Origin of the sequence: Agromyces litoreus, assembly GCF_040496015.1 — a bacterium.
Classification (GTDB): Bacteria; Actinomycetota; Actinomycetes; order Actinomycetales; family Microbacteriaceae; genus Agromyces; species Agromyces litoreus.
The window spans coordinates 1-25,007 of the sequence record NZ_JBEPKA010000005.1 but is presented as its reverse complement, the minus strand read 5'-3'; the positions used below and the strand labels follow the sequence as shown (position 1 = coordinate 25,007).

The following is a 25,007-nucleotide window of genomic DNA, read 5'->3' as shown; positions in this document are numbered from 1 at the left end:
GCACGCCGCGTCGGCCCCCGCCGATCGCCCCGCCCTACTGGAGCCGTCATGACCGCACGCCAGACCGGCGCATCCCGCAGCGCCGCGACCCACGGGACCAGCGCCCGCCGCCTCGACCTCGACGACTACTTCGCGCGCCAGCGTGCGGGTCGCTCCGAACTCCCCGATCCGGAGCCCGTGCTGCGCAACCTGACGCACTGCGTGATCGAGGTCCTGGCCGGCGCACGCGATCTCGAGCAGCTCGCTCGTTGGGTGACCGACGACGTGTACCGCAACCTGTCCAAGCGCGTGGTCCTCGCGGCGCGCGCGCGCCGCGTCCGCGGGCAGGCCCTGCAGCGGCCGGCGTTCACGGTCGGGCGGGTCCACATCTGCGAGCCCGCCGACGGCATCGTCGAGGCGGTCATCCTGGTCCACCAGCGAGCCCGCTCACGCGCCGTCGCCATCCGCCTGGAGGGTCTCGACCAGCGCTGGCGCGCCAGCGTGATCAGCGTGCTCTGAGCACCACCGCCGAGTCCTGCCCGGCGGCCGCGATCGTCGATCTCGCCCGCACGGCGGCGGGGTCCGCGCGTCATCCACTACGCTCAGGCGATGGAGCGCACCCAGCGGGCGTCGCCGCCCCGGTGGCGGGTCCCCCTCTCCGCCCTCGCCGCACTCGGATTCGCGCCCGGTGACGACGAGGGCCGCCGCATGGAGAAGGCGGTGCTGACCAGGACCGCGCTGTTCACCATCGTGGTCGTCGCACCGTGGTCCGTCTTCTACTTCGCCATCGGGCTCCCGGTGCCCGCAGCGATCCCCGCCCTCTACGTGATCCTCTCGCTGGTCGGGCTCGCGCACCTGCGCCGGACGCGTGACGATCGGTGGTTCCGCTGGTCCCAGATGGTCATGTTCCTCGCGCTCCCGCCGCTCGTGCACGTCGTGCTCGGCGGATTCGCGCGCAGCAGCGCCGTCATCCTGTTCGCCTCCGTCGCGGTGGTCGGAGCGCTCTCGTTCACGCGCGTGCGCCGGCCCTGGATCGTCTTCGGGGTGTTCGTCGCCCTCGTGGTCGTGATGGTGCCGCTGGAGGGCTGGCTCCGGGCCCACGCGCCCCGGCTCGACGACCGCATCGTCACCGCCTTCTTCGCGATCAACATCGCCTCGGTCGCGACGATCATGTTCCTCGCCATGGCCTCCTACGTGCGCTCGCGGGATCGGCTGTCGAACGCCCTGGCCGAGGAGCGGGATCGGTCCGACCGGATCCTGCGGAACGTGCTGCCCGACCGGATCGCCGACCGGCTCGTCGCCGGCGAGCGCCCCATCGCCGACCGGTACGACCGCGTGGGCGTCCTGATCGCCGACATCGTGGACTTCACGAGCCTGTCCGAGTCGATCTCTGCCGACGATCTCGTCCACGACCTCAACGACCTGCTCAGGGAGTTCGATCGCGAGGCCGGTCGCCTCGGCGTGACGAAGGTCAAGACGATCGGTGACGCGTACCTCGCCATCACGGGCGGGCCGGACGGCGCGGCCGACCTGCCCTCGCTCGCGACGTTCGCGCTGCGGCTCGGCGAGATCGCCGCGGCCCGCTCGATCGGGGGCCGGAGCGGTGTCCGGCTCAGGATCGGGCTCGACGCCGGCCCGGTCGTCGCCGGGGTGATCGGCGACTCGCGATTCCTCTGGGACGTCTACGGCGCGACGGTGAACTCCGCGAGCCGCATGCAGACGACCGCTCCGCCCGGAGCGATCCAGGTCACCGAACGAGTGGCCTCGGAGCTCGGCGCCGGGTTTCGACTCTCCGAACGCGGCGTGATCGAGGTCAAGGGCATCGGGCCGGTGCGGACCTGGTTCGTCCTCGGACGCGGCGCGGACGACCGGGGCGCGGTGCGCGAACCGGCTCGCGATGACGCCGATGCCCGGCCGGAGTCGGACTCCGGCCGGGCATCGTGACGGAGGCGGGTCAGCGGCCCTTGCGCTCCTCGGCCCGGCGCTGCTGGCGGTTCATCGGACCGGCGCCGTCGCCGCCCTCGGTGCGCTGGCCGAAGGCACCGCGGGACGCGGGCTGCGGCTGCTGCGGCTGCTGCGGGGCGGACTGCTGGGCCACCGCGCGCCGGGCGCGCTGGGTCGCGGCCTGCTGCAGCTGGCCGCGCTGGTTGCGCACCTCGACGCCGCCCGAGTCGCTCGGTGCGGTGTAGCTCAGCTTCTCGGCCGGCGCGGTCGGGCGCTGGAGGCCCTTCGCCTCGATGCGCGGTCCGCCGACGCCGCTCTGCGGGGCGACCTCGACCTCGAGGTTGAAGAGGAAGCCGATGGTCTCCTCGCGGATCGAGCCCATCATCTGCTGGAACATCGCGTAGCCCTCGCGCTGGTACTCCACGAGCGGGTCGCGCTGCGCCATGGCCCGCAGGCCGATGCCGTCCTTCAGGTAGTCCATCTCGTAGAGGTGGTCGCGCCAGCGGCGGTCGATGACCGAGAGGACCACGCGACGCTCGAGCTCGCGCATCGCCGGGCTGCCGAGCTGCTCCTCGCGTCGCGAGTAGGCGAGCTGGGCGTCGGAGAGGATCTCGCGACGCACGAAGTCGCGGTTCACGCGACCCTTCTCACCGGCCTCGGCGACGACCTCGTCGATCGTGATGCCGATCGGGTAGAGCGTCTTCAGCTCGGCCCACAGTGCATCGAAGTCCCACTCGTCGGGCGTGGAGGCCGCCGTGTGCTCGTCGAGCACCTCGTCGATGACCTGCTCGAGGAACACCTGCACGCGGTCGTGCAGGTCGTCGCCCTCGAGGATGTGGCGGCGATCGGAGTAGATCGCCTCGCGCTGGCGGTTCAGGACGTCGTCGTACTTGAGGACGTTCTTGCGGATCTCGGCGTTGCGGGCCTCCACCTGCGACTGGGCCGATCGGATGGCGCGGGTGACGACCTTGGACTCGATCGCGACGTCGTCGGGCACGCCGCGCGCCATCAGGCTCTCCGCCGCACCGGCGTTGAACAGTCGCATGAGGTCGTCGGTGAGCGAGAGGTAGAACCGGCTCTCGCCCGGGTCGCCCTGACGGCCGGAGCGGCCGCGCAGCTGGTTGTCGATGCGTCGCGACTCGTGTCGCTCCGTGCCGAGCACGTAGAGACCGCCGGCGGCGAGGACCTTCTCGGCCTCCGTCGCCATCTGCGCCTTGACCCGATCGAACACCTCGTCCCAGGCTGCCTCGTACTCCTCCGGGGTGTCGACGGGGCTCAGGCCGCGCTCGTGCATCTGCTGGACGGCGATGAACTCGGCGTTGCCGCCGAGCATGATGTCGGTGCCGCGACCGGCCATGTTCGTGGCCACCGTGACGGCACCGAGGCGGCCGGCCTGCGCCACGATCGCGGCCTCGCGCGCGTGGTTCTTGGCGTTCAGGACCTCGTGGCGCACGCCCTTCTTCGCGAGCAGGCGCGAGAGGTACTCGCTCTTCTCGACGCTCGTGGTGCCGACCAGCACCGGCTGGCCCTTCTTGTGCCGCTCGACGATGTCCTCGACGACCTGCGCGAACTTCGCCTCCTCGTTCTTGTAGACGAGGTCGGCCTGGTCGATCCGCACCATGGGCTTGTTGGTCGGGATCGCGACGACGCCGAGCCGGTAGGTCGACATGAACTCGGCCGCCTCGGTCTCGGCCGTGCCGGTCATGCCCGAGAGCTTGTCGTAGAGGCGGAAGTAGTTCTGCAGCGTGACGGTCGCGAGCGTCTGGTTCTCGGCCTTGACCTGCACGCCCTCCTTGGCCTCGATGGCCTGGTGGATACCCTCGTTGTACCGGCGTCCGACCAGGATGCGGCCGGTGTGCTCATCGACGATCAGGACCTCGCCGTTCATCACGACGTAGTCCTTGTCCTTCTTGAACAGGGCCTTGGCCTTGATCGAGTTGTTCAGGAAGGAGATGAGCGGCGTGTTCGCCGACTCGTAGAGGTTGTCGATGCCGAGGTAGTCCTCGACCTTCTCGATGCCCGGCTCGAGCACGCCGACCGTGCGCTTCTTCTCGTCGACCTCGTAGTCCTCACCGGCGACCAGTCGCTTGGAGAGGTTGGCGAACTCGGTGAACCACCGGTTGGCCTCGCCGGAGGCGGGGCCGGAGATGATCAGCGGCGTGCGCGCCTCGTCGATCAGGATCGAGTCGACCTCGTCGACGATCGCGAAGTAGTGGCCGCGCTGGACCATGTCGGAGGCCTGCCACGCCATGTTGTCGCGCAGGTAGTCGAAGCCGAACTCGTTGTTCGTGCCGTAGGTGATGTCAGCGGCGTACTGCTCGCGGCGCACGGACGGAGTCTGACCGGCGACGATGCAGCCGGTGGTCATGCCGAGGGCCCGGAAGACGCGACCCATGAGCTCCGACTGGTAGCTCGCGAGGAAGTCGTTGACGGTGACGATGTGCACGCCGCGGCTCGTCAGCGCGTTGAGGTAGGCCGCGGTGGTGGCGACGAGCGTCTTGCCCTCGCCGGTCTTCATCTCCGCGATGTTGCCCAGGTGCAGGGCCGCGCCGCCCATGAGCTGCACGTCGAAGTGACGCAGTCCGAGCGTGCGTCGGCTGGCCTCGCGCACCGCGGCGAACGCCTCGGGGAGGAGGTCGTCGAGCGACTCGCCGTTGCCGTAGCGCTCGCGGAGCTCGACGGTCTCGTGCTTGAGCTCCTCGTCGCTCAACTCCCGGAAGTCGTCCTCCAGGGCGTTGATCGCGGCGGCGTAGTTCTCGAGCCGCTTCAGCGTGCGACCCTCGCCGACGCGGAGGACCTTTTCAAGAATCGAAACCACGAACTGCTCTCCCGTTGTCGATCAGGCATGCGACGTCGGGGTGGGGCACCCGCGCACGCCGGAGGATCCGCCTGTGCAGACGGTCATCATAGCCATGCTACTGGGCTGCGGGCTGGGCACCGACCGTGGGCCGGACGACGACGCGTCCGGCCCACGGCCCGGTGCCGCCAGGAGGCGCCTCAGGCGCTCGAGCGCGCGAGGTCGAGCGCCTCGGCCGCCTCGGCCTGGTCGCCCTGGGCGTGCTCGTCGAGGCCGATCACGCCGTAGTCCCAGCCCTTGCGGCGGTAGACCACGCTCGGCCGGTGGTTCTCGGAGTCGATGAACAGGTAGAAGTCGTGGCCGACGAGCTCCATGTGGTAGAGCGCGTCGTCGACGGTCATGGGCGTCGCCGCGAAGACCTTGCGGCGGATCACCACGGGCGAGTACTCCTCGTCGCCCGCGTCGGCGGGCTCCTCGCCCACCACGGGGATGTTGCCGGTGCGGACCTTCTCCAGGACCTCCACGTCCGCGGCTCGCACGCCCGTGCCGGCGAAGCCCGCGTCGGTCGCCTCGCGGAGCGAGGTCGGGCGACGGTTGCCGCGGTGGACCTTGCGACGGTCCTTGGCGCGGCGGATGCGCTCGATGAGCCGTCCGATCGCGACGTCGAACGCCGCGTACTTGTCGGCTCCGTCAGCCTCGGCCCGCACCACGGGTCCCTTCCCGACGAGCGTCAGCTCCACGCGGTCCGTTCCCGCGTTGTTGCCGTTCTTCTCGTTGTGGCGGCTGACCTTGACGTCGAGCGCGATCGCCCGGTCGGACAGGTTGGAGACCTTCTCTGACTTCTCTGCGACGTAGGCGCGGAATCGATCGGTGATCTCCAGGTTTCGTCCGACGATGTTCAGTTCCATGTCAACCTCCGTTCACCGGCGCGTCACCCGGTTCTGAAGGGTGGTTCGACCACGCCTGTCCTGACACCGTAGCCCCCGAGGTCGTGGATGTCACCACCCGATCGCCAGCCGTCCGGGGACGCCCTGCCGATTCTCAGCGGCGTGCTCGCGAGCACTGAGACCGCGTCCACCGATCCCCCGGCCGCGCGGATGGCGCGCACGGCATCGGTCACCGTGGCGCCGGTCGTGTGCACGTCGTCGACGAGCACGAATCGGCGCCCGCGCAACGGGCGCGGGGCGACGAACGAGCCGGCCGAGTTGGCCGCGCGGGCCTCGCGGCCGAGCGAGGCCTGGTCCCGGCGGGGACGGGCTCGGAGCACGCTCACCGGCGCGAATCCCGACCGCCTGACCAGGAGCGGGACCGGGTCGTACCCGCGTCGTCGACGCGCGCTCGAGGTGGAGGGCACGGTCGCGATCTCGCGCGCGGCGCCGTCCTGCAGCTCCGCGCAGGACGCGGCGAGCGCGGCGCGGAGCGCGCGGCCGAGGACGCCCGCGGCATCCGTCCGCCCGTCGTCCTTGAACGCGCGGACGACCTCCGCCACCTCGCCCGCGTACGGGAGCGCCGCCCAGGTCGGCGGTCCCGGCCGCTCCAGGCGCACCGGGCGCGGAGCGAGCGCGGCGCGGCAGCCCTCGCACAGCCCCCGGTCGGGCGAACCGCACCCCGCGCAGGCCACCGGCAGCAGGACGGCCGCGGCGTCGACGAGCGCGGTGCGGACCGCCTCGATCCCCGGGCGCGAAGCCGCGGCGCCCCGTCGCCCCACCGCCTCGTCCATGGCGCCAGCTTCATCCGCGCGGCCCCGCCGGGGCCGCGCGGAGAGCGCATCCGTGCGCTCGCACCCCTCGGAGGGCCCGGTGGAGGACCGGTCGGAGCCGGGACGTCAGTCGGTCTGCTGCGTCGCGAGGAACCGGAGGTCGCGCGCCTGGACCTGCCAGGTCACGCCCGCGCCGGTCGCGAGATCGCCTTCGGCGGTGAGGACGCGGACGTCGCGCACGCTGTTCGCCCCGTCGAGCTCGATCCCCGCTTCCGGCCCCTCCCGCGAGCTCCCCGGCGTTCCGAGCTGCTGCAGCGCGAGCCGGGTCTCCCCGGCCGAGGTCGCCGTCAGGGTGCCCACGGTGTTCGCGTCGAGCCAGGCGACGTCCAGCGGCGTTCCGCCCGAGCCCGTGAGCTCGAGGGTCACCGCGCTGAGTTCGACCGGCCGTCCCGCCTCGTCACGCCGGACCGAGGCCGCGACGACGCGGGTGCGCCCACCATCGGCGAGCAGGGCGACCGCGCGGGTACCGTCCCGCGAGAACTGCAGCGAGACGATCTCATCCGCACGCCACGGCACGCCGATCTGCCCTTCCGTGCCGTCGTCGGCGAACCAGGCGAGCTGGTCGGGTGCGCTGCGCGGGACCGACCACGTGATCCCGTCGACGTCGAGCGCGGGGGTGATCAGGTCCTCGCGGGGATCGAGCTGCACCGCATCGGCGCCGTCGGCGACGAGGTACACCCCGTCCGCGGCGCCGACCGCGACGGCCGATCCCCCGGCACCGACCGCGGCCCCCGTGGGGTCGAGCGCGACGACCGCGTCCGACACGCCGTCGATCGGCGCGACGGCGCTGCCAGTGGAGGAGAGGTACCCGAAGGACTCCCCGTCGTAGACGACGGGACGGGAGTCCACGCGCTGCGTGCGTTCCGGCGGGGTCTGCAGGTCGGGCGGGTCCAGCGGCACGCCGTTCAGGGAGAGCCGCACGTCGCGGACGTTGCGCACCCCCGCGAGGCTCTCCGAGAGCTGGTACTGCATCAGCTGGATGGTGCGGAGGTTGTCGAACGCGGCCCCCTGCAGCGAGACCTCCGCGACGCCGTTCGAGACGGGGACGGTGGCCGGGTCGAGCGCGAGGTCCTCCGGGAACGCCGAGACGACCGCGGGTTCGAGCCACTCGGCGGGCCCGGCCAGCAGGGCGCGGACGATGCTCGTCTGCGCCGAGCTCCGGCCGGCGAACCAGCGCACGTCGGGGACCGCGAACCGCAGCTGGGGGTCGAAGAAGGTGAGCGTGTAGGCGCGGTACGCCAGCCCGAAGCTCGTCTCGTCGATGAGCACGCCCGGCGGCGCGGCCGAGATGCGCCACTCCTCGTCGACGAGCTCGAAGCGGTACTCGAGCTGCACGGGCTCGGTCGACCCGGTCTCGAGGTACTGCCCGTTGCCCGCGAGGCTCGCCTGCGGAACGGCCCGCATGCGAATGAGGTCGTCGCCGAGCTGCGTGAACGACCGGTCCGCGAGCACGTCGATGGTCACGGCCTCGTCCGACTGCCATTCGTCGGAGAACGCCGGGGTGAGGAACTGGCGGGCGATCTCGTAGCTGCCCGTCGGACTCGCGGCGGCGTCGATGAAGCCCTCGAGGATCTGCTGCTGGGTCGCGCCCTCGCGCGGCCCGCGCGGCAGGATGTCGACGTCGACGCGCTGCTCAGCGGTCTCGGTGAGTCCCTGGTTGACCGGGCCCTCGGTCGGGATCGACGCGCAGCCCGCGAGCGCGACGAGCAGCGTCGAAGCGAGCGCGGCCAGGCCGGTGCGGACCGCGCGGACGCGAGCGTGCCTAGGCATCCCGGACCTCCTCCGCCGCCGGCTCCGGCGCAGGCGCGACCTCGTGGCCGCCCCAGGTCGGCGCGCCGATCGGTCCGGTGGCGTCGGGGTCCGACGGCTCCAGCGGCAGGGGCGGGATCGCGGGCGGGCGGCCCCGCTCGCGCGGCAGCACCAGGCGGAACACCGTGCCGCGTCCCTCGCGCGACCAGACGTCGAGGGTCCCGCCGTGCGCGACGGCGTCCTCGAGCGAGATCGCGAGCCCGAGGCCCGTGCCGCCGATCGAGCGCTTCCGACTCGGGTCGGCTCGCCAGAACCGGTCGAACACGCGCGCCACCGCCTGTTCGCTCATGCCGAAGCCGTAGTCGCGGACCGAGAGGGCGACCGCGGCCTCGTTCGAGTCGACCGCGACGACGATCGGCCGGCCCTCGCCGTGCTCGATCGCGTTCCCGATGAGGTTCCGCACGATGCGCCGGATGCGACGCGGGTCGACGTCGGCGTCGAGGTGGCCGCCAGGGGCGAGCAGCCTGAGCTCGCTCCCGTGCTCGTCGGCGAGCGCGTGCATGGACTCGATCGACTCCGCCGCCAGGTTGACGAGGTTCGTGGGCTCGGACTCCAGTTCGACCGAACCGGCGTCGTAGCGGCTGATCTCGAGCAGGTCCGCCAGCAGCGTCTCGAAGCGCTCGGTCTGCGTCTTCAGCAGCTCGGCCGTCCGCGCGGTCGCCGGCGGGAAGTCGTCGCGCTGCCCGTAGAGCACGTCGCCGGCGAGTCGGATGGTGGTCAGCGGCGTCCGCAGCTCGTGCGAGACGTCGCTCACGAATCGCTGCTGCATCACCGACAGCTCGGCGAGTTCGCGGATGCGCGCCTGCAGGGTGTCGGCCATGCCGTTGAACGACTCGGCGAGCGCGGCGAGCTCGTCCTCGCCCTTGACCGGCAGGCGGACGCCGAGGTCGCCGGCCTCCAGCCGACGGCTCGTGGCCGCGACGGCCTGGATGGGCTCGATCACCCAGCGCACCACGACGAGCGTGATCGCACTCAGGAGCGCGATGAGCGCGACCGCGCCGATCGCACCCGTGAGCTGCATGAACGCGAGCGTCTGCGTCGCGTCGGCGAGGTCGTAGCCGATGTACAGCTCGTAGCGGCCGGCCTCCTGGATCACGAGGTCGGTGCCCACGACGATCCCGGGCGCCGGCTCGCCGTCCGGACCTGCGAGCTCGATGGACTGCCAGAACTGGGCGTCGGGGTTCTCCTGCACGCGCTCGCGGAGCTCGGGCGAGATCTTCCCGCCGCCGAGGTCGGGGCTCAGCACGTCGGGCGGCGCGAACGAGGACGGCGCGGTGCCGGGCTCGCGGAACAGCGCGATGTCGGCACTGCCGGACACGCCGATCACGGTCTCGAGCGCGGAGCTCGTGACGGCCTGCACCGTGGCACGATCCGCCGCGTCCGAGGCATCGAGGACGTCCTGCGCCGCCGAGCGCGCCGTCGCCGTGGACGCGAGCATCTGGTCGACCTGGTTCTGGAACAGGTTCGAGGCGACCGTGAAGGAGATCGTGACCCCGATCACGAGGATCGCCAACCCGGACAGCACGAGCGTGATCAGGACGGTGCGGAACTGGAGGGACCGCTGCCAGACGACGCTGAGCCGCTGCGCCCGCCCGCGGGCCCACGCGGCGGCGCGTTCCGCCGGGTTGACCGCGGTGGACACGGGGGCCTCAGGTCGTGGCGCCGGCGCGGTAGCCCACGCCGCGGACGGTCGTCACGATCCGCGGGTTGTCGGGGTCGTGCTCGATCTTGGCGCGCAGGCGCTGGACGTGGACGTTCACGAGGCGGGTGTCGGCCTTGTAGTGGTAGCCCCAGACCTGCTCGAGGAGCATCTCGCGCGTGAACACCTGCTGGGGCTTCGACGCGAGGGTCAGGAGGAGGTCGAACTCGAGCGGCGTGAGGTTGATGCGGTCGTCGCCGCGGCGCACCTCGTGACCGGCGGCGTCGATCTCCAGGTCGCCGACCGCGATCGTCTCGACCGCGGCGTCGGGAGCGGGGCGGAGCCGCGTGCGGATCCGCGCGACGAGCTCCTTCGGGTTGAACGGCTTGACCATGTAGTCGTCGGCGCCGGACTCGAGGCCCTTGACGACGTCGGCGGTGTCGCTCTTCGCCGTGAGCATGATGATCGGCGTCCCGCTCTCGGCGCGGATGCGCCCGCACACCTCGATGCCGTCGATGCCCGGCAGCATCAGGTCGAGCAGCACGAGGTCGGGCCGCGACTCGCGGAAGGCGCCCAGGGCGCCCTCGCCGTCGGCGCAGAAGATCGGGTCGAACCCCTCGGTGCGCAGCACGATGCCGATCATCTCGGCGAGGGCGGTGTCGTCGTCGACGACGAGTACGCGAGGCGTCATGCGTTCGTTCTCCGTGGGTGCCGGCGCGCGGCCGGGCGGCGGGTCCTGTGGCACCCAGCGTAGCCGTTGCGCACCCGCGGACCGCCCGCGCGGGGCTGTGGCAGCATTGGGGGCATCCTCGGAAGGAGCCCGACGAACGTGTCCGACCAGCAGTGGCATCCCCCCGCTCCTCCCGCACGCGCCGACGATGCGACGCCGACCGCGCCGACCGCTCCGCCGACGTACGGCCCCGTTCCCCCGCCGCTTCCCCCCGCTCCAGCCGCCACGGCCGGCTACGGGTGGACCCCTCCGCCGAAGCCCGGGCTCCTGCCGCTGCGCCCGATGGGCTTCGGCACGCTGCTCTGGGCGCCCTTCCGGACGCTGCGCCGCAACCCGGCCCCGGTCTTCGGTACGGGGCTCGTGGTCCAGCTGGTCAGCGCCGTCGCCACGGCCGCGGTGTTCGTCCCGTGGTTCGTCACCGCCGTCTCACGGGTGGAGTCCGCCTCGGCCCAGGATGCCGACGCCGTCCTCGCCGGGAGCTTCGCCTGGCTGCTCCTGCTCTCGCTGGTGCCGGTCGCGATCACGGTGGTCGCCGGGGCGTTCCTGCAGGGCGTGATGATCATCGAGGTCGCGACGGGCACGCTCGGCGAGCGCCTGCGGTTCGGCGCGCTGTGGCGGCGGGCGGGTGCGCGCATCCGCCCGCTGATCGGCTGGACCCTGATCGTGGGGGCCGCGACGCTGCTCGCGTTCGGCGTGCTCGCGGGCATCTTCATCGCGACCGCGCTGATCGCCCCCGACCCGCTGGCGCTCATCGGCAGCTTCCTCGTGATGCTCCTGCTCGGGCTCGGGTTCGTCGCCCTCGGCGCCTGGCTCGGGACGAAGCTCGCGCTCGTGCCGAGCGCGATCGTGCTCGAACGGGCCGGCATCGGCCGCGCGGTCCGCCGCTCGTGGCGGCTCACCACCGGCTACTTCTGGCGGACCTTCGGGCTCATCCTCCTCGTCGGCCTCATCGTGTCGACGGTCTCGCAGGGCGTCGTCCAGGTGCCGACCTTCGCCGGCGCGATCCTCGCCGCGATCCTCGATCCCGCGCAGGGCGCCACGTACACGGCGGTGATCGTCGCGACGACCGTGATCGGGGCGGTCCTCTCCGTCCTGATCGGCGCGATCGCGGCGGTCGTCCAGGCCGCGCTCGTGGCGGTCATCTACCTCGACCTCCGGATGCGCTCGGAGGGCCTCGACCTCGAGCTGCAACGCCACGTCGAGGAGCGCGACGCCGGCCGTCCCGTGGGCGACCCGTTCGCGCCGCCGCCCGACGCCCCCGCGGCCACCACGGGCCCGGCGCCGGCCGCGGGCACGGCTCCGACGTGGCCCTGACCTCCGCGATCACGGCCGAGCCGCCCCTCGTTCCGGACGCGGACGAGGCGCGGGACTGGGTGGTGGGCGAGCTCGCGAAGCCCGAGTACCGCGCCGCCGAGCCGACCGCGTTCGACCTGGTCGCCCAGGCCGTCAGGGACTGGATCGCCGACCTGTTCGACTCCGCGACGGGCCTGCCGACGCCCGCGCTCGCGCTGCTCGCCGTGATCGTCGTCGCAGCGCTCGTCATCATCGCGCTGGTCGTGTTCGGCCTTCCCCGATTCCGGCGCCGCGCCGGTGACATGGTCCCGCTCTTCGACGACGCCGACCTCCGCGACGCCGCCACGCTCCGCGCCGCCGCCGACCGTGCCGCGGCCGCGGCCGACTGGACCCTCGCGATCGAGGAGCGGTTCCGTGCACTCGCGCGCGGCCTCGTCGAGCGCGAGCTCGTGAGCGTGCACCCCGGGACCACGGCGCACGGGGTGGCCAGCGCCGCCGCCGAGCGCTTCCCGGCGCAGGGCACGGCGCTCGCACGCGCCGCGGACGGCTTCGACGAGGTGCGCTACCTGGGCCGCCCGGGCGTCGAGGGGACCTATCGCGCGATCGCCCGGCTCGACGCCGAGCTCGCGGCGAGCCGCCCGCCGACTCCTCTGCCTCCGATCGGGGTGCGGACGTGAGCCGACCGGACGCCGTCGAGGGCGTAGACGCCGCCGAGGTCCTCACACCGGACCTCCGCACCGCGTTCCGTCGACGGCGCACGTGGTTCCTCCTCGCGATCGTGCTCGTCGCGGGCGCCCTCGCGCTCCTGGCCCTGCAGGGCGCCCTCCGGGCCCCGGGCGGGAGCCTCGCCGCCGACGGGGCCGGGCCGGGTGGGGCGCAGGCGCTCGCCCGGGTCCTCGCCGACCGTGGGGTCGAGGTGGAGCCGGTCCGCAGCCTCGATTCCGCCCTCGCCGCCGCCCGGGCGGGCGCGACGGTCTTCGTGCACGACGAGTTCGGCTTCCTGGGTCGCGACGGGGTGCGGCGCCTGGCCCGCGACGCCGAGCTGATCGTCGTCGCCCGCCCCGACTTCGCGACGCTCGAGGAGCTCGCGCCGGGCGTTCGACTCGCCGGCGAGCTCGGCGCTGCGCCGGACGCGGCATCCTGCGACCTGCCGGCGGCCGTGCGCGCCGTCGCGCTCTCCGACGGCCAGCGCGCGCTCCGCATCGACGACGCCGGCCCGGACACGGGGTTCCGCGGGTGCTTCCCGGGCGAGGACGACGGGTTCGCGCTGGTCGCCGGCACCTCGCCGGACGGCCGTGACGTCGTGCTGGTCGGGGCGACGACCCCGTTCTCGAACGAGCGCATCGACGAAGCGGGCAACGCCGCGCTCGCGATCGGCCTGCTCGGCGGCCGCGACCGCGTCGCGTGGTACCTGCCCGGACCGGGCGACGCGGTGGCCGCCGACGCTCCGACGCTGCCAGAGTTGATCCCGGCGTGGACCTCCCCCGTGCTCGTGCTCCTCGCCGTCGTGACGATCGCGGCCGGCGTCTGGCGCGGCCGCCGGTTCGGCCCGCTCGTCGTCGAGGACCTCCCCGTGCACGTGCCCGCCTCCGAGACCGTGGAGGGCCGGGCGCGACTGTACGCCCGGAGCGGCGCCCGGCTCCACGCGGTCGACCAGCTCCGGATGGGCACGATCGGGCGCCTCGTCGTCGCACTGCGACTGCCCCGGTCGGCGGACGTGGGCGTCGTCGCCGCCGCCGCGGCGCGGGAATCCGGCATGCCCGCGACCTCCGTCCGCGCGCTGCTCGTCGACGAGGATCCCACCGTCGACGCCGATCTCGTCCGGCTCGCGCGGGAGCTCGCCGAGCTCGAGCGCGCCGTTCGCGATGCGATCCGCCCCGACCCCGGCCACGCCCGGACCGACCCGACAGGAAGGCGACCATGACCGACCCGACCCCCGACGATGCGCAGCTGCGCGCCGGCCTCGACCACGTGCGCACCGAGGTGGGCAAGGCGGTCGTCGGCCAGGACGGCGCCGTGACCGGCCTCATCATCGCGCTGCTCGCCGACGGGCACGTCCTGCTCGAGGGCGTGCCCGGCGTCGCCAAGACCCTCCTCGTGCGCACGCTCAGCCGCACCCTGCGGCTCGAGACGCGGCGCGTGCAGTTCACGCCCGACCTGATGCCGGGCGACGTCACCGGGTCGCTCGCGTACGACCCGCGGACGGGCGAGTTCGCCTTCCGCGAGGGACCCGTCTTCACGAACCTGCTGCTCGCCGACGAGATCAACCGCACGCCGCCGAAGACGCAGTCCGCCCTCCTCGAGGCCATGGAGGAGCGACAGGTCTCCGCCGACGGCGTCACACGGCCGCTGCCCGCACCGTTCCTCGTCGCCGCGACCCAGAATCCGATCGAGTACGAGGGCACCTACGCCCTGCCCGAAGCCCAGCTCGATCGCTTCCTCCTGAAGCTCGTGCTCGAAGTGCCCGAGCGCGAGGCCGAGGTGGCGATGCTGCGCCGCCACGCGGACGGGTTCGACCCGCACGACCTCGCCGCCGCGGGCGTCGAGCCCGTGCTCGGCGCGGATGAGCTCGCGGCGGCCAGGGCGGCCTGCCGCCGGGTCGGCGTCGCCGACGACGTCCTCGCCTACGTCGTCGACCTGGCGCGCGCGACCCGTCGCAGTCCGTCGATGCGGCTCGGCGTGAGCCCGCGCGCCGTGACCGGCCTGCTCGCGGCCGCGAAGGCGTGGGCGTGGCTGACCGGCGTCGAACGGGTGACGCCCGACCACGTCCAGGCCATGCTGCTCCCGGCCTGGCGGCACCGGGTGCAGCTGCGGCCCGAGGCGGAGCTCGAGGGCGTGTCGGTCGACCAGGTGCTGCGCGCGATCGTGCAGCAGGTGCAGGTGCCGCTCTGAGATGGCGCTCACCGGACGGTTCAGTCTGCTCGTCGCCCTCGGCGTCGTCCCCGTGGTCCTGCTCGGGCGCGAGGCGCGGACGGCGTGGGCGGTGCTCGCCCTCTGGCTGATCGCATCCGTGCTCGCCGGGTGCGCAGACCTCCTGCTCGCGGCCTCGCCGCGCCGCGTCGCGATCGGGCGCGAGCTCCCCGCGCGGCTGCGACTCGGGGAGCGCGCGACATCCGAACTCGTGATCCGCAACCTCGGGCCGCGGGTGCTGCGAGCCGAGGTCCGGGACGGCTGGCCCCCGTCGGCCGGCGTCGCCGGTCGCAACCGGATGCGGGTCGTCGTCCCCGCCGGCGAGGGCCGCCGGGTGCGCCAGCGGCTCACCCCGACGCGACGCGGCGATCGCGTCACGTCGTCCGTCACCATCCGCTCCCGGGGGCCGCTCGGCCTGTGGGCCCGCCAGGCGACGCTCGCCGCGCCCGGTCGGCTGCGCGTGCTGCCGCCCTTCGCCTCTCGGGTGCACCTGCCGTCGCGTCTCACCCGCCTGCGCGAGCTCGAGGGTCGCACGCCGGTGCTCGTTCGCGGCCAGGGCACCGAGTTCGACTCGCTCCGCGAGTACGTGCGCGGCGACGACGCCAGGTCGATCGACTGGCGAGCCACGGCCCGGCGGGCCGACCCGGAGTCGCCCGGCACGGCCAAGCTGATGGTGCGCACGTGGCGGCCCGAGCGCGACCGCCGCATCGTCATCGTCGTCGACACCTCCCGCGCCGCCGCGGCGCGCATCGCCGACGAGCCGCGGCTCGACACGGCGTACGAGGCGTCGTTGCTGCTCGCCGCGATCGCGGGCCACGCGGGCGACCGCGTGGACCTGGTCCTCTGGGACCGCCGCCTGCGCGGGCGCGTGCACGGTGCGGGCGGAGCGGACCTGCTCGCGCGGATGGTGGATGCGATGGCCGACGTCGACGCGGAGCTCATCGAGGCGGACTGGGCCGGCGTGCCCGCGCAGGTCCGCGCCGTCACGAGCCGGCGCGCGCTCGTCGTCCTGCTCACCGCGGTCGACTCGCCCGGCGGCGCTCGCGGGCTGCTCTCCGTGCTGCCGCAACTGACCTCGAACCACCGGGTCGTGGTGGCGTCCGTCGTGGACCCCGCGCTCGAGGACGCCGTGCACCGACGGGACGAGCGGTCCACGGTGTACGCCGCCGCCGCCGCGGAGCGCGCCAGGCTGGACGCCGACCGCGTCGACGCCGCGATCCGGCGACTCGGCGCGTCGACGGTGTCGGCGGGGCCGGCGGCGCTCCCGCCCGCCCTCGCCGACCACTACCTGGCGCTGAAGGCCGCCGGCCGGCTCTGACGCGCGACGCGACACGAGGTTTCGCGACGGAACCTCAGCGAGTCGCCCCGTGCCCGCGCCCCCCGATAGGGTTCGGTCGGTGCGCCGGGGGGTTCGCGCGCCGGTCCTCCACGCCACCGAAAGGAACGCTCATGTCCGACGCGCCCGCGTCCGCCACGCCCACCATCGTCCAGAGGCTCGCCGCCGAGGCCCTCGGCACCTTCGTGCTCGTGTTCGGCCTCATCGGCACCGGCCTGTACGCGGCCGCATTCGCGGGCGGGGAGGGCGGCATGAACGTCGGGCTCCTCGGCGTCGCGATCGCACTCGGGATGTCGGTGATCGCCGCGGCCTTCACGTTCGGTCCCGTCTCGGGCGGCCACTTCAACCCGGCGGTGAGCATCGGCCTCGCGGTCGCCGGACGCTTCGCCTGGAAGGACGTCGCGGGCTACGCGATCGCCCAGGCCGTCGGCGGCCTCGTGGCCGCGTCCGCGCTCGCCGCGATCCTCGTGAACGGCCCCGCGGCCGAGGTCGCGACCGCCTTCCGCGGCGTCTCCACCGGCTTCGACGCCCTCTCCCCCGCCGGCTTCGGCCTCGGGGCGTTCCTGGTCGCCGAGGTGCTCGCGACCGCCGTCCTCGTGCTTGTGATCCTCGGCGCGACCTCCGCCCGCGGCGCAGGCGCCCTCGCGCCGATCGCGATCGGCTTCACCCTCACCGCGATGGCGCTGGCGTTCATCCCGGTGAGCAACGCCTCGTTCAACCCCGCCCGCTCGCTCGCGACCGCGGTCTTCGCCGGCGGCGAGGCGCTGACGCAGCTCTGGGCCTCCTTCGCTGCGCCCATCGCCGGCGCGGCCATCGCCGGCCTGCTGTTCCGCGTGCTGTTCGAGCGACCGGCGACGCTCTCCCGCGCGGCCGACGCCGAGGCGGTCCTGGCGGCCTGAACGGGCGACCCCGGAGATCACCGGGCGACGGCGGATGCCCCGACGCGGGCATCCGCCGTCGTCGTCTCGGGCCGGCCCGCACCCGGTCGGCGGACGCGATCAGCCCGCGGTCGCCCGTCGCGCGCCGGCCTCGAACTCCGGCAGGTCCCCGGTCTCCCCGGCGAGCGCCGCGCGACGTCCGAGGACGAGCATCGTGAACAGGAGCAGGCCGAGGGCGCACGCGCCGATGCCGATCTTCACCGGCCACGGCCACGGCGCCGGCGTGACGAAGCCCTCGATGAGGCCCGCGAGGAAGAGGAAGAACACCAGGCCCAGCGCGACGGTGAAGAGCGCCCTCGCGTCGGCCGCGACCGCCTCGCCGCGCGTCCGTGCCCCGGGCGCCACCCACGCCCAGAAGATGCGCAGGCCGGCCGCGGCCGCGACGAAGACGCAGGTCAGCTCGAGCAACCCGTGGGGGGCGATGTAGAGGAAGAACGTGTCGGCCTCGTCGTAGGCGATCATGATCGAGGCCACGATCCCGAGGCTCTGCGCGTTCTGGAGGAGCACCCAGGGAACCCAGATGCCCGTGATGCCGAACGCGACGCACTGCGCCGCGATCCACGCGTTGTTCGTCCACACCGCCCCCGCGAAGGATGCGGCGGGGTTCTCCGAGTAGTACTCGACGAAGCCGCGCTCGGCGAGCTCGGCCAGCTCCTCCTCGCTGCCCAGGTTCGCGAGGACGCGAGGGTCGGCGAGCACCCACACGGCGTAGAGGGCGGCGACGACGAAGGTGGCCGCCGCCACGGCGAGCGTCAGCCAGCGGATCCGGTACAGTGCGGCGGGCAGGGCGACGAGGGCGAAGTGCGAGAACTGCCGCAGCGGGTCGTCGGCGACGCCGGTGAACCGGTGCCGGGCCCGGGCGAGCGTCAGCGAGAGCCGTTCGCCGAGGGCCGTCGAGCCGGCCGTGGTCTGCACCAGCGAGAGATCGGCCGACGCGGCGCGGTACCGTTCGATCAGCTCGTCGGCCTCGTCGCCGGTCGGGCGCGAGCGCCGCGCGAGCGCGTCGAGCCGCTGCCAGTCGTCGTGGCGGGCGGTGGCGAGGGCGTCGAGGTCCATCTGCTTGAATACTAGCCATGCCCGTCCCCGCCTCAGATCGGGTCCTGCAGCGGCCCGGTCACGTGCTCGACGACGAGGGCGTGCTCACCGGCGAAGCGGTTGCGCTCGACCTCCGGCCGGCGAGCGCAGTGATGCGCGCGGGCGGCGCCGCGATCGACGTCCTGGCGACCGTGGTCGTGGCCGTCCTGGTGCTGCTCGCGGTGTCGCGCCTCGACCTCGACGACGCCGCGCTGCGCGCGGTCGGGATCTCGCTGGCGGTCCTGCTGCTGGTCGTCGCCCCCACCGCGGTCGAGACCGCGTCGCGCGGACGCTCGCTCGGCAAGCTGGCGATGGGCGTCCGCGTGGTCCGGGACGACGGCGGAGCGACGGGCTTCCGGCACTCGTTCATCCGCGCGATGGTCGGCGTCCTGGAGATCTGGCTCACGTTCGGCGGCCTCGCGATGCTCGTGGGCTTCCTGAACCCCGACTCCAAGCGCCTCGGCGACCTGCTGGCCGGCACGCACGGCCAGGTGGAGCGGGTGCGCGCCTACGTGCCGCTCGCGTCGGGGGTGCCCGCCCCGCTCGCGGGCTGGGCGGCGACAGCCGATGTCGGCCGACTGCCCGACCCGCTCGCCCGACGCATCGCCTCGTTCCTGCGCAGCGCGCCCCAGCTGGCCCCGGCCAGCCGCGCACGGGTCGCCGCCTCGCTGGCGCAGGAGGCGGCGGCGTTCGCGGCTCCGGTTCCGCAGGCCGACCCCGAGCTCTTCCTCGCCGCCCTTGCCGCGTTGCGCCGCGAGCGCGACCTCACCGCGCTGGCGCTCGTCGACGCCCGGGTCCGGCAGCTGGGCCCGATCCTCGAGGCCCGGCCCACCGGCTTCCCCGAGCGCTGACCCGACGCGACGGGCTCAGTACCGGTAGTGGTCGACCTTGTAGGGCCCGTCGACCGGGACGCCGATGTACGCTGCCTGCTCGGGGGTGAGCTCCGTGAGCTCCACGCCGAGCGCGTCGAGGTGCAGGCGCGCCACCTTCTCGTCGAGGCGCTTGGGCAGGACGTACACGCCGACCGGGTACGCCTCGGGGCGGGTCCAGAGCTCGATCTGCGCGAGCACCTGGTTGGCGAACGAGTTCGACATGACGAACGAGGGGTGCCCCGTCGCATTGCCGAGGTTCATGAGCCGCCCCTCGGACAGCACGAGGATGCTGCGTCCGTTCGGCAACCGCCACTCGTGCACCTGCGGCTTGATCTCGACCCGCTCGGCGCCCTCGAGCGACTCGAGCGCGGCCATGTCGATCTCGTTGTCGAAGTGCCCGACGTTCGCGACGATCGCCTGGTGCTTCAGACCCAGCAGGTGGTCGAGTCGCACGACGTCCTTGTTTCCGGTCCCGGTCACGAGGATGTCGACCTGGTCGACCACGGACTCGAGCCGGGCGACCTGGTATCCGTCCATCGCGGCCTGCAGCGCGTTGATCGGGTCGATCTCCGAGACGATCACGCGGGCGCCCTGGCCGCGCAGGGCCTCCGCGGCCCCCTTGCCGACGTCGCCGTAGCCCGCGACGAAGGCGACCTTGCCCCCGATGAGCACGTCGGTCGCGCGGTTCAGTCCGTCGGGCAGCGAGTGGCGGATGCCGTACTTGTTGTCGAACTTCGACTTCGTCACTGAGTCGTTCACGTTGATCGCCGGGAACCGCAGTTCCCCGGCGGCGTGCAGCTCGTAGAGCCGATGCACGCCGGTCGTGGTCTCCTCCGTCACGCCGCGGAGCTCGTCGGCGATCCTCGTCCAGCGGTCCGGACCGGCCTCGAGCGAGCGGCGCAGCGTGTCGAGCACGACCCGGTACTCGGCCGAAGCGCCGTCCGTCGCCGCCGGCACCGACCCCGCCGCCTCGAACTCGCGGCCGCGGTGCACCAGCAGGGTGGCGTCGCCCCCGTCGTCGAGGATCATGTTCGGTCCGATCCAGTCGGCACCTGCCGCCTCGGCCTCGGCGGACCAGTCGAAGATCCGGTCGGTGCACCACCAGTACTCCTCGAGCGTCTCGCCCTTCCAGGCGAAGACGGGCACGCCTCGCGGCTCGTCGACCGTGCCGTCCGGACCGACGACCACGGCGGCCGCGGCCTCGTCCTGCGTGGAGAAGATGTTGCAGCTCGCCCAGCGCACCTCGGCGCCGAGCGCGACGAGCGTCTCGATGAGCACCGCGGTCTGCACGGTCATGTGGAGGCTGCCGGCGATGCGTGCGCCCGCGAGCGGCTTGGACGAGCCGTACTCGGCCCGCAGCGCCATGAGACCCGGCATCTCGTTCTCCGCCAGGCGGAGCTGGTGCCTGCCCGACTCGGCGAGCGAGAGGTCGGCGACCTTGAAGGGCAGTGCGGATGTCGCGGAGGGCGTGGCGAGCGTCATGGGCCCCATTCTCGCAGCCGCGCGGCGCCGCGGCATCCGCTGCGCCGCGACGCGCCCGCTCAGGCGCGGATCAGTGCGAGCACCTCGTCGCGGATGGTCGCCATCGTCGCGGCGTCCTCGGCCTCGACGTTCAACCGCAGCAGCGGCTCGGTGTTCGACGGACGAACGTTGAACCACCAGAACGGCTCGTCCTCGGCGGTCACCCCAGTGGCCGTGAGCCCGTCGAGCTCGTCGAACTCCACGCGACCCCGGAACGCCTCGACGATCCGCGTGTACGCGGCGGGGACGTCGGACACGGTCGAGTTGATCTCGCCGGAGAGCGCGTACGGCGTGAACCGGGCGGCGAGCGTGGAGAGCGGCTCGGGCTGCGAGCCGAACTCGGCGAGCAGGTGCATCGCGGCGAGCATGCCGTTGTCGGCGCCCCAGAAGTCGCGGAAGTAGTAGTGCGCGGAGTGCTCGCCACCGAAGACCGCGCCCGTCTCGTGCATCCGGTCCTTGATCAGCGAGTGGCCCACGCGGGTGCGCTCCGCGACGGCTCCGACCGCCGTCACGGTCTCCGCGACGAACCGCGAGGTGATGAGGTTGTGGATCACCGTCGGCTGGGCCTCGCCCGCGACGCGGACGCGCGCGATCTCGCGGAGGGCGACGATCGCGGCGACCGCCGAGGGATCGACGGCCTCGCCGCGCTCGTCGACGACGAAGCACCGGTCGGCGTCGCCGTCGAACGCGAGCCCGAGATCGGCGCCGTGCTCGAGGACGGCCTGCTGCAGGTCGACCAGGTTCGCCGGGTCGAGGGGGTTCGCCTCGTGGTTCGGGAAGGTGCCGTCGAGCTCGAAGTAGAGCGGCACGATCTCCAGCGGGAGGCGCGTCAGCCCGGCCGCGTCGCCGAGCACGGCCGGGACGGTCAGCCCGCCCATGCCGTTGCCCGCGTCGACGACGACCTTCAGGGGCCGGATGCCGCCGAGGTCGACCAGTGAGCGGAGGTGCGTCGCGTAGTCGGTGAGGACGTCCACCCGCTCGATGCGACCCGGGGCATCGGACGTCGGAAGTCCGGCGTCGAGGTAGGCCGCGGCGCGGTCCCGGATCGCGGCCAGGCCCGTGTCGAGCGAGATGCCCTGCGCCCCGGCGCGCGAGAACTTGATGCCGTTGTACACGGCCGGATTGTGGCTCGCCGTGAACATCGCGGCCGGCGCCGACATCGAGCCGGAGGCGAAGTAGCTCTCGTCGGTCGAGCACAGCCCGATCGCGACGACATCGGCGCCGCGGGCGGTCGCGCCGCGCGCGAACGCCTCGGCGAATCCCGGCGAGGAGTCCCGCATGTCGTGGCCGACGACGACCCGCCCGCCGGCGGCGCCGACCTCGTCGACGAAGGCCGCGCCCATGGCCTCGACCACGTCTCCGGTCAGGACGTCGCCGACGATGCCGCGGACGTCGTAGGCCTTGACGATCGTTTCGAGGCGCGAACGAGCGCCCGTCTGAGCGGGGGGATTCATGCGGTGAACCCTACCTCACCGACGGTCGCGTGCCGGATGACCTGCCACCCCCTCGGCGCGGAGGTGCGACCGGCGTGCACGGCGCAGAGGTCGTACGAGTGGGGCTCGCGCACGAGGGAGAGCGGACCGAGGACGGCGAGCGAATCGGCGTAGTCGTACGTCAGCGTCGCGACCGCCTCTGCGGTGCATGCGGTGCGCGAACAACGTCTCATGGCGCCACCAGCGTAGCGATGCGAGGGGCCGGTACGATGGACGCCATGCCACGTTCCCGTCGTGTCGCCGCGACGGCGCCATCGTCCCGGCGACTCTCCCGCGATCGGCACGGTCGTGGCATGCGCTCGGCCGTCACGGGCCCGCACCTTCCTCCGCTGCGCACCAGGATCGACGAGTTCGACCTCACCGTGGCGTCGACCGCGGCGTACCTGCGCGGCCTCTGGCCCGAGCTCGGTGGCGTGTCGTTCCAGGTGGCGGACGCTCCGTCCGAGGCCATCCACGACGACCACATCGACCGATGGAAGGTCCACCACGACGAGCGGCGGATCATCTTCTTCCGGCTCCCGATCGTGCGCTTCCTGCGGACGCAGGAGGGCGAGGACAAGGACGAGAAGCTGCTCGTGGAGAGCTGCGTGTTCCGAGCCGTCGGCGACTTCCTCGGCCGCGACCCGTGGGAGCTCGCCCCCGGCAGGTACCGGCACTTCTGACCGGCCGGTCCCTCGTCGCGACCGGGTCCGATCGCCTCGACGCGGCCCGGTCCGACCGCCCTCACTGCGGGAACACCCGCACGGGCGCGTCGAGCGCACCCGGCGGAGCGACCGACGCCCATGCCAGCGCGCCCTGGCCGCGGTAGGTCAGCGCGGCGTGCAGGCCCTCGACGCCCTCGAGGACCAGGCGACCGCCCGGCGCGGCCTGCACCGACGCGCCGCCCTCGGCGGGCACCTCCACGATGCGCTCCCCCGACTCGGTCGACACGGTCGCCGCGATCGTCGCGTCCGTGGGGTTGGCCAGCCAGAGGACGCTGCCCGGGCCCGATGGCACCGCCACGACCGCGCGGTCCAGGAGCGCCCCGGTCGACCCCGCCCAGGCGAGGTCGGCCACGATGGGATCGTCGCCCTCGCCGAGCACGGTGGAACGCGCGGCCGCGATCACCGGCGCTCCCGCCTGGATGAGGATCGAGTAGGTGCCCGGGGCGAGCGAACCGAGCGGCAGGTCGATGGCCCGGCCCGCGGTGAGCCCGACCTCGAGACTGGCCACGGCCCGTCCCTGCTCGTCCCGCACCTCGACCACGGCAGCCGTCTCCTCGCCGCCCGGCGCGTACAGCCGCAGGGCGGGGTGGTCGTCCCCGGCCGCCTCGTCGTCGCCCGGATCGACCCCGCGCCGGTCGACGACGCTGAAGCCCGGCACGACCTGGCGTTCGGCGGGAGCCGCGACCGGGGTCGAGAGCTCGACGCCCGCCGGCTCGAGACCGAGCACGACCGAGTGCTGCAGCGCCGCCGCGACCGGGGCGCCGGTGCTCGTCACGTGCACGACCGGGGTGCGGAGGTTCGGGGCGAGCCCGGCGAGCGAGACGATCCGCTGGGTGCCGGGGGCCACGACGATCCCGAGGCCGGCGGGCGCCTCGACGGAACCGGTGGAGCCGACGACCCGGACGTCGACGGTCGACGTGACGTCGCCCGGGTTCGACAGGAGCACGAGGCCGGCGCGTCCGACGTCGGTGGCCCCGGCGACGAGCCAGGAGTCGGACGACGGCTCGGCGCACGCGGCCACGGCCAGGCCGCGCAGCGAGTCGGCGTCCACCGACTGCGACTGCGTGCCCGCGAGCATGCCGGCCTGGACCGCGCCGGGCTGCGCGGAGATGGCGGTCGGCGCGCCCTCCTGCCCGCCGCCGGTGTCGTCGGGCACCTCGAGCGGTCGCTGCTCGACCGCCGCGTCGGCGGGGTCGGCGGCGATGGCCAGCGTCGAGGGGCCCGCCGATCGCACGTCGGTCGCCTGCGTCGCGTCGTCCGCGAGCGTCAGCAGCGGGCCCGGGCACACCCGGAGCTGGCGGCTCTCGGCGGGCTGGACGACGGTCGACGGCGGCTCGGCCTCGACCCGGGGCAGCGGCAGGACGGAGGCCGCGACGAGCGCGCCTCCCGCGGCGCCGACGACGGCGAGCGCGGCAGCCCCGCGCCCGATCGCCCGGAGTACGCTACGCCTCGCCGGCATGGTCGCCTCCCTCGTCGTCCGGCGCGCCGACGTGCGCGGCACGCCGAGCCCCGTCGGGGTCGATCGATGCCTCGGCGGCGTCGGGCGTCGACTCCCGGTCGGTGGCCGCGTCCTCCCGCGGGTCGCGGTCGTCGGCCGGATCGAGGTCCTCGTCGGAACGGACGCCCGCGGCCGGACCCGCGCCCTCCTGCGGCGCGTCGGCCCGCGGAGCTGCGTCGTCCGGGCCGACGTCGCCCTCGCCCGCATGATCCGATGAGCCGGCTCCGCGACCTCCGCGACGGCGCCGACGGCGCACCGACGCTGGTCGGCGGTCGGGTTCGCGACCGCCGCCGGTTGGGATCGAGAGGAGCACCGCCGCACCGACGACGAGGATCTGGCCCGCGACGATCCACCGAGCGAGCGGACTCGGGGGCGGCACCGCCGGGCCGGGCTCCGCGTCGGCGAATCGCCAGAGCGGCCCGAACTCGGTCTCGCCGACGCTGGCGACCTGCGCGTTGCCGTCGAGTGCCGCACGGGCCCGCTGCTCGACGGCGACCGCACGAGGATCCTCGGTCGCCGGAGCGAGCAGGACGAACGCGAGTCCGAGGTCGTCGACCGCGCCGGTCGCGTCGTAGCCGCTGCGCGAGGCGAGGTTGCCCGCGAGGGTGGCGATCTCCTCGGTCCTGCCGGTGAGCATCCGCTGCGTCGAGGCCAGCGTGGACTGCTCGTCGAGCGTCGCGCCGGGGCCGCGTTCCACCGTGGCACGGAGCC

21 protein-coding genes and 1 pseudogene are annotated in these 25,007 nt (G+C 73.6%); 10 read left to right on the top strand and 12 right to left on the bottom strand.

All coding sequences use genetic code 11. The features are described 5' to 3' along the window. Positions 1-48 precede the first annotated feature (48 nt). Together ABME01_RS05475 and ABME01_RS05470 are read left to right on the top strand one after the other, a co-directional pair. The gene (locus tag ABME01_RS05475) at positions 49-498 is read left to right on the top strand and encodes an Rv3235 family protein (protein ID WP_353827360.1); all 450 of its coding nucleotides are present in this window, start codon (positions 49-51) and stop codon (positions 496-498) included. Between the two features lie 90 nt (positions 499-588). Next, positions 589-1,923, top strand: coding sequence for an adenylate/guanylate cyclase domain-containing protein (locus ABME01_RS05470; protein ID WP_353827359.1), 1,335 nt, complete (start codon positions 589-591; stop codon positions 1,921-1,923). A gap of 10 nt (positions 1,924-1,933) precedes the next feature. Here ABME01_RS05470 and secA read toward each other — a convergent pair whose 3' ends face one another. The 6 genes from secA to mtrA all read right to left on the bottom strand — a co-directional run bounded on the left by secA (position 1,934) and on the right by mtrA (position 10,618). Continuing rightward, positions 1,934-4,741 carry a preprotein translocase subunit SecA gene (gene secA, locus ABME01_RS05465; RefSeq protein ID WP_353827358.1) on the bottom strand — a complete coding sequence of 936 codons (2,808 nt, stop codon included), beginning with the start codon at positions 4,739-4,741 and terminating at the stop codon, positions 1,934-1,936. Positions 4,742-4,920: 179 nt separating this feature from the next. After that, positions 4,921-5,628 (bottom strand): ribosome hibernation-promoting factor, HPF/YfiA family, encoded by a 708-nt coding sequence (gene hpf / locus ABME01_RS05460; RefSeq protein WP_353827357.1) that lies wholly within the window; start codon positions 5,626-5,628, stop codon positions 4,921-4,923. 23 nt (positions 5,629-5,651) lie between these two features. Further along, positions 5,652-6,440: a ComF family protein gene (locus tag ABME01_RS05455; RefSeq protein WP_353827356.1), complete on the bottom strand. Its 789-nt coding sequence runs from the start codon at positions 6,438-6,440 to the stop codon at positions 5,652-5,654. 105 nt (positions 6,441-6,545) lie between these two features. Continuing rightward, on the bottom strand, positions 6,546-8,249 hold the full coding sequence (locus tag ABME01_RS05450) for an LpqB family beta-propeller domain-containing protein (RefSeq protein ID WP_353827355.1): 1,704 nt from the start codon (positions 8,247-8,249) through the stop codon (positions 6,546-6,548). Continuing rightward, positions 8,242-9,930: an MtrAB system histidine kinase MtrB gene (mtrB, locus tag ABME01_RS05445; RefSeq protein WP_353827354.1), complete on the bottom strand. Its 1,689-nt coding sequence runs from the start codon at positions 9,928-9,930 to the stop codon at positions 8,242-8,244. Before mtrB ends, ABME01_RS05450 begins: the two co-directional genes overlap by 8 nt. A 7-nt stretch (positions 9,931-9,937) precedes the next feature. After that, positions 9,938-10,618: an MtrAB system response regulator MtrA gene (gene mtrA, locus ABME01_RS05440; RefSeq protein WP_353827353.1), complete on the bottom strand. Its 681-nt coding sequence runs from the start codon at positions 10,616-10,618 to the stop codon at positions 9,938-9,940. A gap of 138 nt (positions 10,619-10,756) precedes the next feature. Between mtrA and ABME01_RS05435 the strand changes: the two genes are divergently transcribed. The 6 genes from ABME01_RS05435 (at position 10,757) to ABME01_RS05410 (ending at position 17,095) form a co-directional block, all read left to right on the top strand. Continuing rightward, positions 10,757-11,971 carry a DUF7847 domain-containing protein gene (locus tag ABME01_RS05435; protein WP_353827352.1) on the top strand — a complete coding sequence of 405 codons (1,215 nt, stop codon included), beginning with the start codon at positions 10,757-10,759 and terminating at the stop codon, positions 11,969-11,971. After that, positions 11,962-12,627 carry a DUF4129 domain-containing protein gene (locus tag ABME01_RS05430; RefSeq protein ID WP_353827351.1) on the top strand — a complete coding sequence of 222 codons (666 nt, stop codon included), beginning with the start codon at positions 11,962-11,964 and terminating at the stop codon, positions 12,625-12,627. The genes ABME01_RS05435 and ABME01_RS05430 overlap by 10 nt, the downstream gene beginning before the upstream one ends. After that, entirely contained in the window at positions 12,624-13,874 is a 1,251-nt protein-coding gene (locus ABME01_RS05425; protein WP_353827350.1) for a DUF4350 domain-containing protein, read from the top strand. Before ABME01_RS05430 ends, ABME01_RS05425 begins: the two co-directional genes overlap by 4 nt. Then, on the top strand, positions 13,871-14,842 hold the full coding sequence (locus ABME01_RS05420; protein ID WP_353827349.1) for an AAA family ATPase: 972 nt from the start codon (positions 13,871-13,873) through the stop codon (positions 14,840-14,842). Before ABME01_RS05425 ends, ABME01_RS05420 begins: the two co-directional genes overlap by 4 nt. Position 14,843: 1 nt before the next feature. After that, a complete protein-coding gene (locus ABME01_RS05415) occupies positions 14,844-16,178 on the top strand; it encodes a DUF58 domain-containing protein (RefSeq protein WP_353827348.1) in 1,335 nt (444 codons plus the stop codon). Positions 16,179-16,309: 131 nt separating this feature from the next. Further along, positions 16,310-17,095 carry an aquaporin gene (locus ABME01_RS05410; protein ID WP_353827347.1) on the top strand — a complete coding sequence of 262 codons (786 nt, stop codon included), beginning with the start codon at positions 16,310-16,312 and terminating at the stop codon, positions 17,093-17,095. A 99-nt stretch (positions 17,096-17,194) separates the two neighbouring features. Here the strand turns inward: ABME01_RS05410 and ABME01_RS05405 are convergent, their stop codons facing one another. After that, entirely contained in the window at positions 17,195-18,190 is a 996-nt protein-coding gene (locus ABME01_RS05405; protein WP_353827346.1) for a stage II sporulation protein M, read from the bottom strand. A 17-nt stretch (positions 18,191-18,207) separates the two neighbouring features. Here ABME01_RS05405 and ABME01_RS05400 point away from each other — a divergent pair, with 17 nt between their 5' ends. Beyond that, positions 18,208-19,059: an RDD family protein gene (locus ABME01_RS05400; protein ID WP_353827345.1), complete on the top strand. Its 852-nt coding sequence runs from the start codon at positions 18,208-18,210 to the stop codon at positions 19,057-19,059. A 15-nt stretch (positions 19,060-19,074) separates the two neighbouring features. Here the strand turns inward: ABME01_RS05400 and ahcY are convergent, their stop codons facing one another. The 3 genes from ahcY to ABME01_RS05385 are packed head-to-tail and all read right to left on the bottom strand — an operon-like array spanning position 19,075 to position 22,267. Beyond that, entirely contained in the window at positions 19,075-20,562 is a 1,488-nt protein-coding gene (gene ahcY / locus ABME01_RS05395; RefSeq protein WP_353827344.1) for an adenosylhomocysteinase, read from the bottom strand. 59 nt (positions 20,563-20,621) lie between these two features. Beyond that, complete coding sequence (locus ABME01_RS05390; protein WP_353827343.1) at positions 20,622-22,055, bottom strand: phosphomannomutase/phosphoglucomutase; 1,434 nt, start codon at positions 22,053-22,055, stop codon at positions 20,622-20,624. Continuing rightward, positions 22,052-22,267, bottom strand: a complete 216-nt coding sequence (locus ABME01_RS05385; RefSeq protein WP_353827342.1) for a DUF3499 family protein — start codon at positions 22,265-22,267, stop codon at positions 22,052-22,054. Before ABME01_RS05385 ends, ABME01_RS05390 begins: the two co-directional genes overlap by 4 nt. Before the next feature lie 120 nt (positions 22,268-22,387). Here ABME01_RS05385 and ABME01_RS05380 point away from each other — a divergent pair, with 120 nt between their 5' ends. Then, a complete protein-coding gene (locus ABME01_RS05380) occupies positions 22,388-22,756 on the top strand; it encodes a hypothetical protein (protein ID WP_353827341.1) in 369 nt (122 codons plus the stop codon). Between the two features lie 61 nt (positions 22,757-22,817). On the opposite strand, the gene ABME01_RS05375 is transcribed toward ABME01_RS05380, so the two are convergent. Then, a complete protein-coding gene (locus ABME01_RS05375; RefSeq protein ID WP_353827340.1) occupies positions 22,818-24,257 on the bottom strand; it encodes a DUF5719 family protein in 1,440 nt (479 codons plus the stop codon). Continuing rightward, positions 24,241-25,007 (bottom strand): annotated as a pseudogene (locus ABME01_RS05370) (hypothetical protein); the annotation flags it as partial. The pseudogene ABME01_RS05370 and the gene ABME01_RS05375, both read right to left, overlap by 17 nt.

Bases quoted from the DNA above. Each gene is read 5' to 3' on its own strand.
- ABME01_RS05385 (WP_353827342.1), bottom strand. From the start codon at position 22,267: ATGAGACGTTGTTCGCGCACCGCATGCACCGCAGAGGCGGTCGCGACG.
- ahcY (WP_353827344.1), bottom strand. From the start codon at position 20,562: ATGACGCTCGCCACGCCCTCCGCGACATCCGCACTGCCCTTCAAGGTC.
- ABME01_RS05410 (WP_353827347.1), top strand. From the start codon at position 16,310: ATGTCCGACGCGCCCGCGTCCGCCACGCCCACCATCGTCCAGAGGCTC.
- ABME01_RS05450 (WP_353827355.1), bottom strand. From the start codon at position 8,249: ATGCCTAGGCACGCTCGCGTCCGCGCGGTCCGCACCGGCCTGGCCGCG.
- ABME01_RS05375 (WP_353827340.1), bottom strand. From the start codon at position 24,257: ATGCCGGCGAGGCGTAGCGTACTCCGGGCGATCGGGCGCGGGGCTGCC.
- ABME01_RS05405 (WP_353827346.1), bottom strand. From the start codon at position 18,190: ATGGACCTCGACGCCCTCGCCACCGCCCGCCACGACGACTGGCAGCGG.
- ABME01_RS05390 (WP_353827343.1), bottom strand. From the start codon at position 22,055: ATGAATCCCCCCGCTCAGACGGGCGCTCGTTCGCGCCTCGAAACGATC.
- mtrA (WP_353827353.1), bottom strand. From the start codon at position 10,618: ATGACGCCTCGCGTACTCGTCGTCGACGACGACACCGCCCTCGCCGAG.
- ABME01_RS05400 (WP_353827345.1), top strand. From the start codon at position 18,208: ATGCCCGTCCCCGCCTCAGATCGGGTCCTGCAGCGGCCCGGTCACGTG.
- ABME01_RS05455 (WP_353827356.1), bottom strand. From the start codon at position 6,440: ATGGACGAGGCGGTGGGGCGACGGGGCGCCGCGGCTTCGCGCCCGGGG.
- ABME01_RS05470 (WP_353827359.1), top strand. From the start codon at position 589: ATGGAGCGCACCCAGCGGGCGTCGCCGCCCCGGTGGCGGGTCCCCCTC.
- hpf (WP_353827357.1), bottom strand. From the start codon at position 5,628: ATGGAACTGAACATCGTCGGACGAAACCTGGAGATCACCGATCGATTC.
- ABME01_RS05415 (WP_353827348.1), top strand. From the start codon at position 14,844: ATGGCGCTCACCGGACGGTTCAGTCTGCTCGTCGCCCTCGGCGTCGTC.
- ABME01_RS05475 (WP_353827360.1), top strand. From the start codon at position 49: ATGACCGCACGCCAGACCGGCGCATCCCGCAGCGCCGCGACCCACGGG.
- ABME01_RS05420 (WP_353827349.1), top strand. From the start codon at position 13,871: ATGACCGACCCGACCCCCGACGATGCGCAGCTGCGCGCCGGCCTCGAC.
- ABME01_RS05380 (WP_353827341.1), top strand. From the start codon at position 22,388: ATGCGCTCGGCCGTCACGGGCCCGCACCTTCCTCCGCTGCGCACCAGG.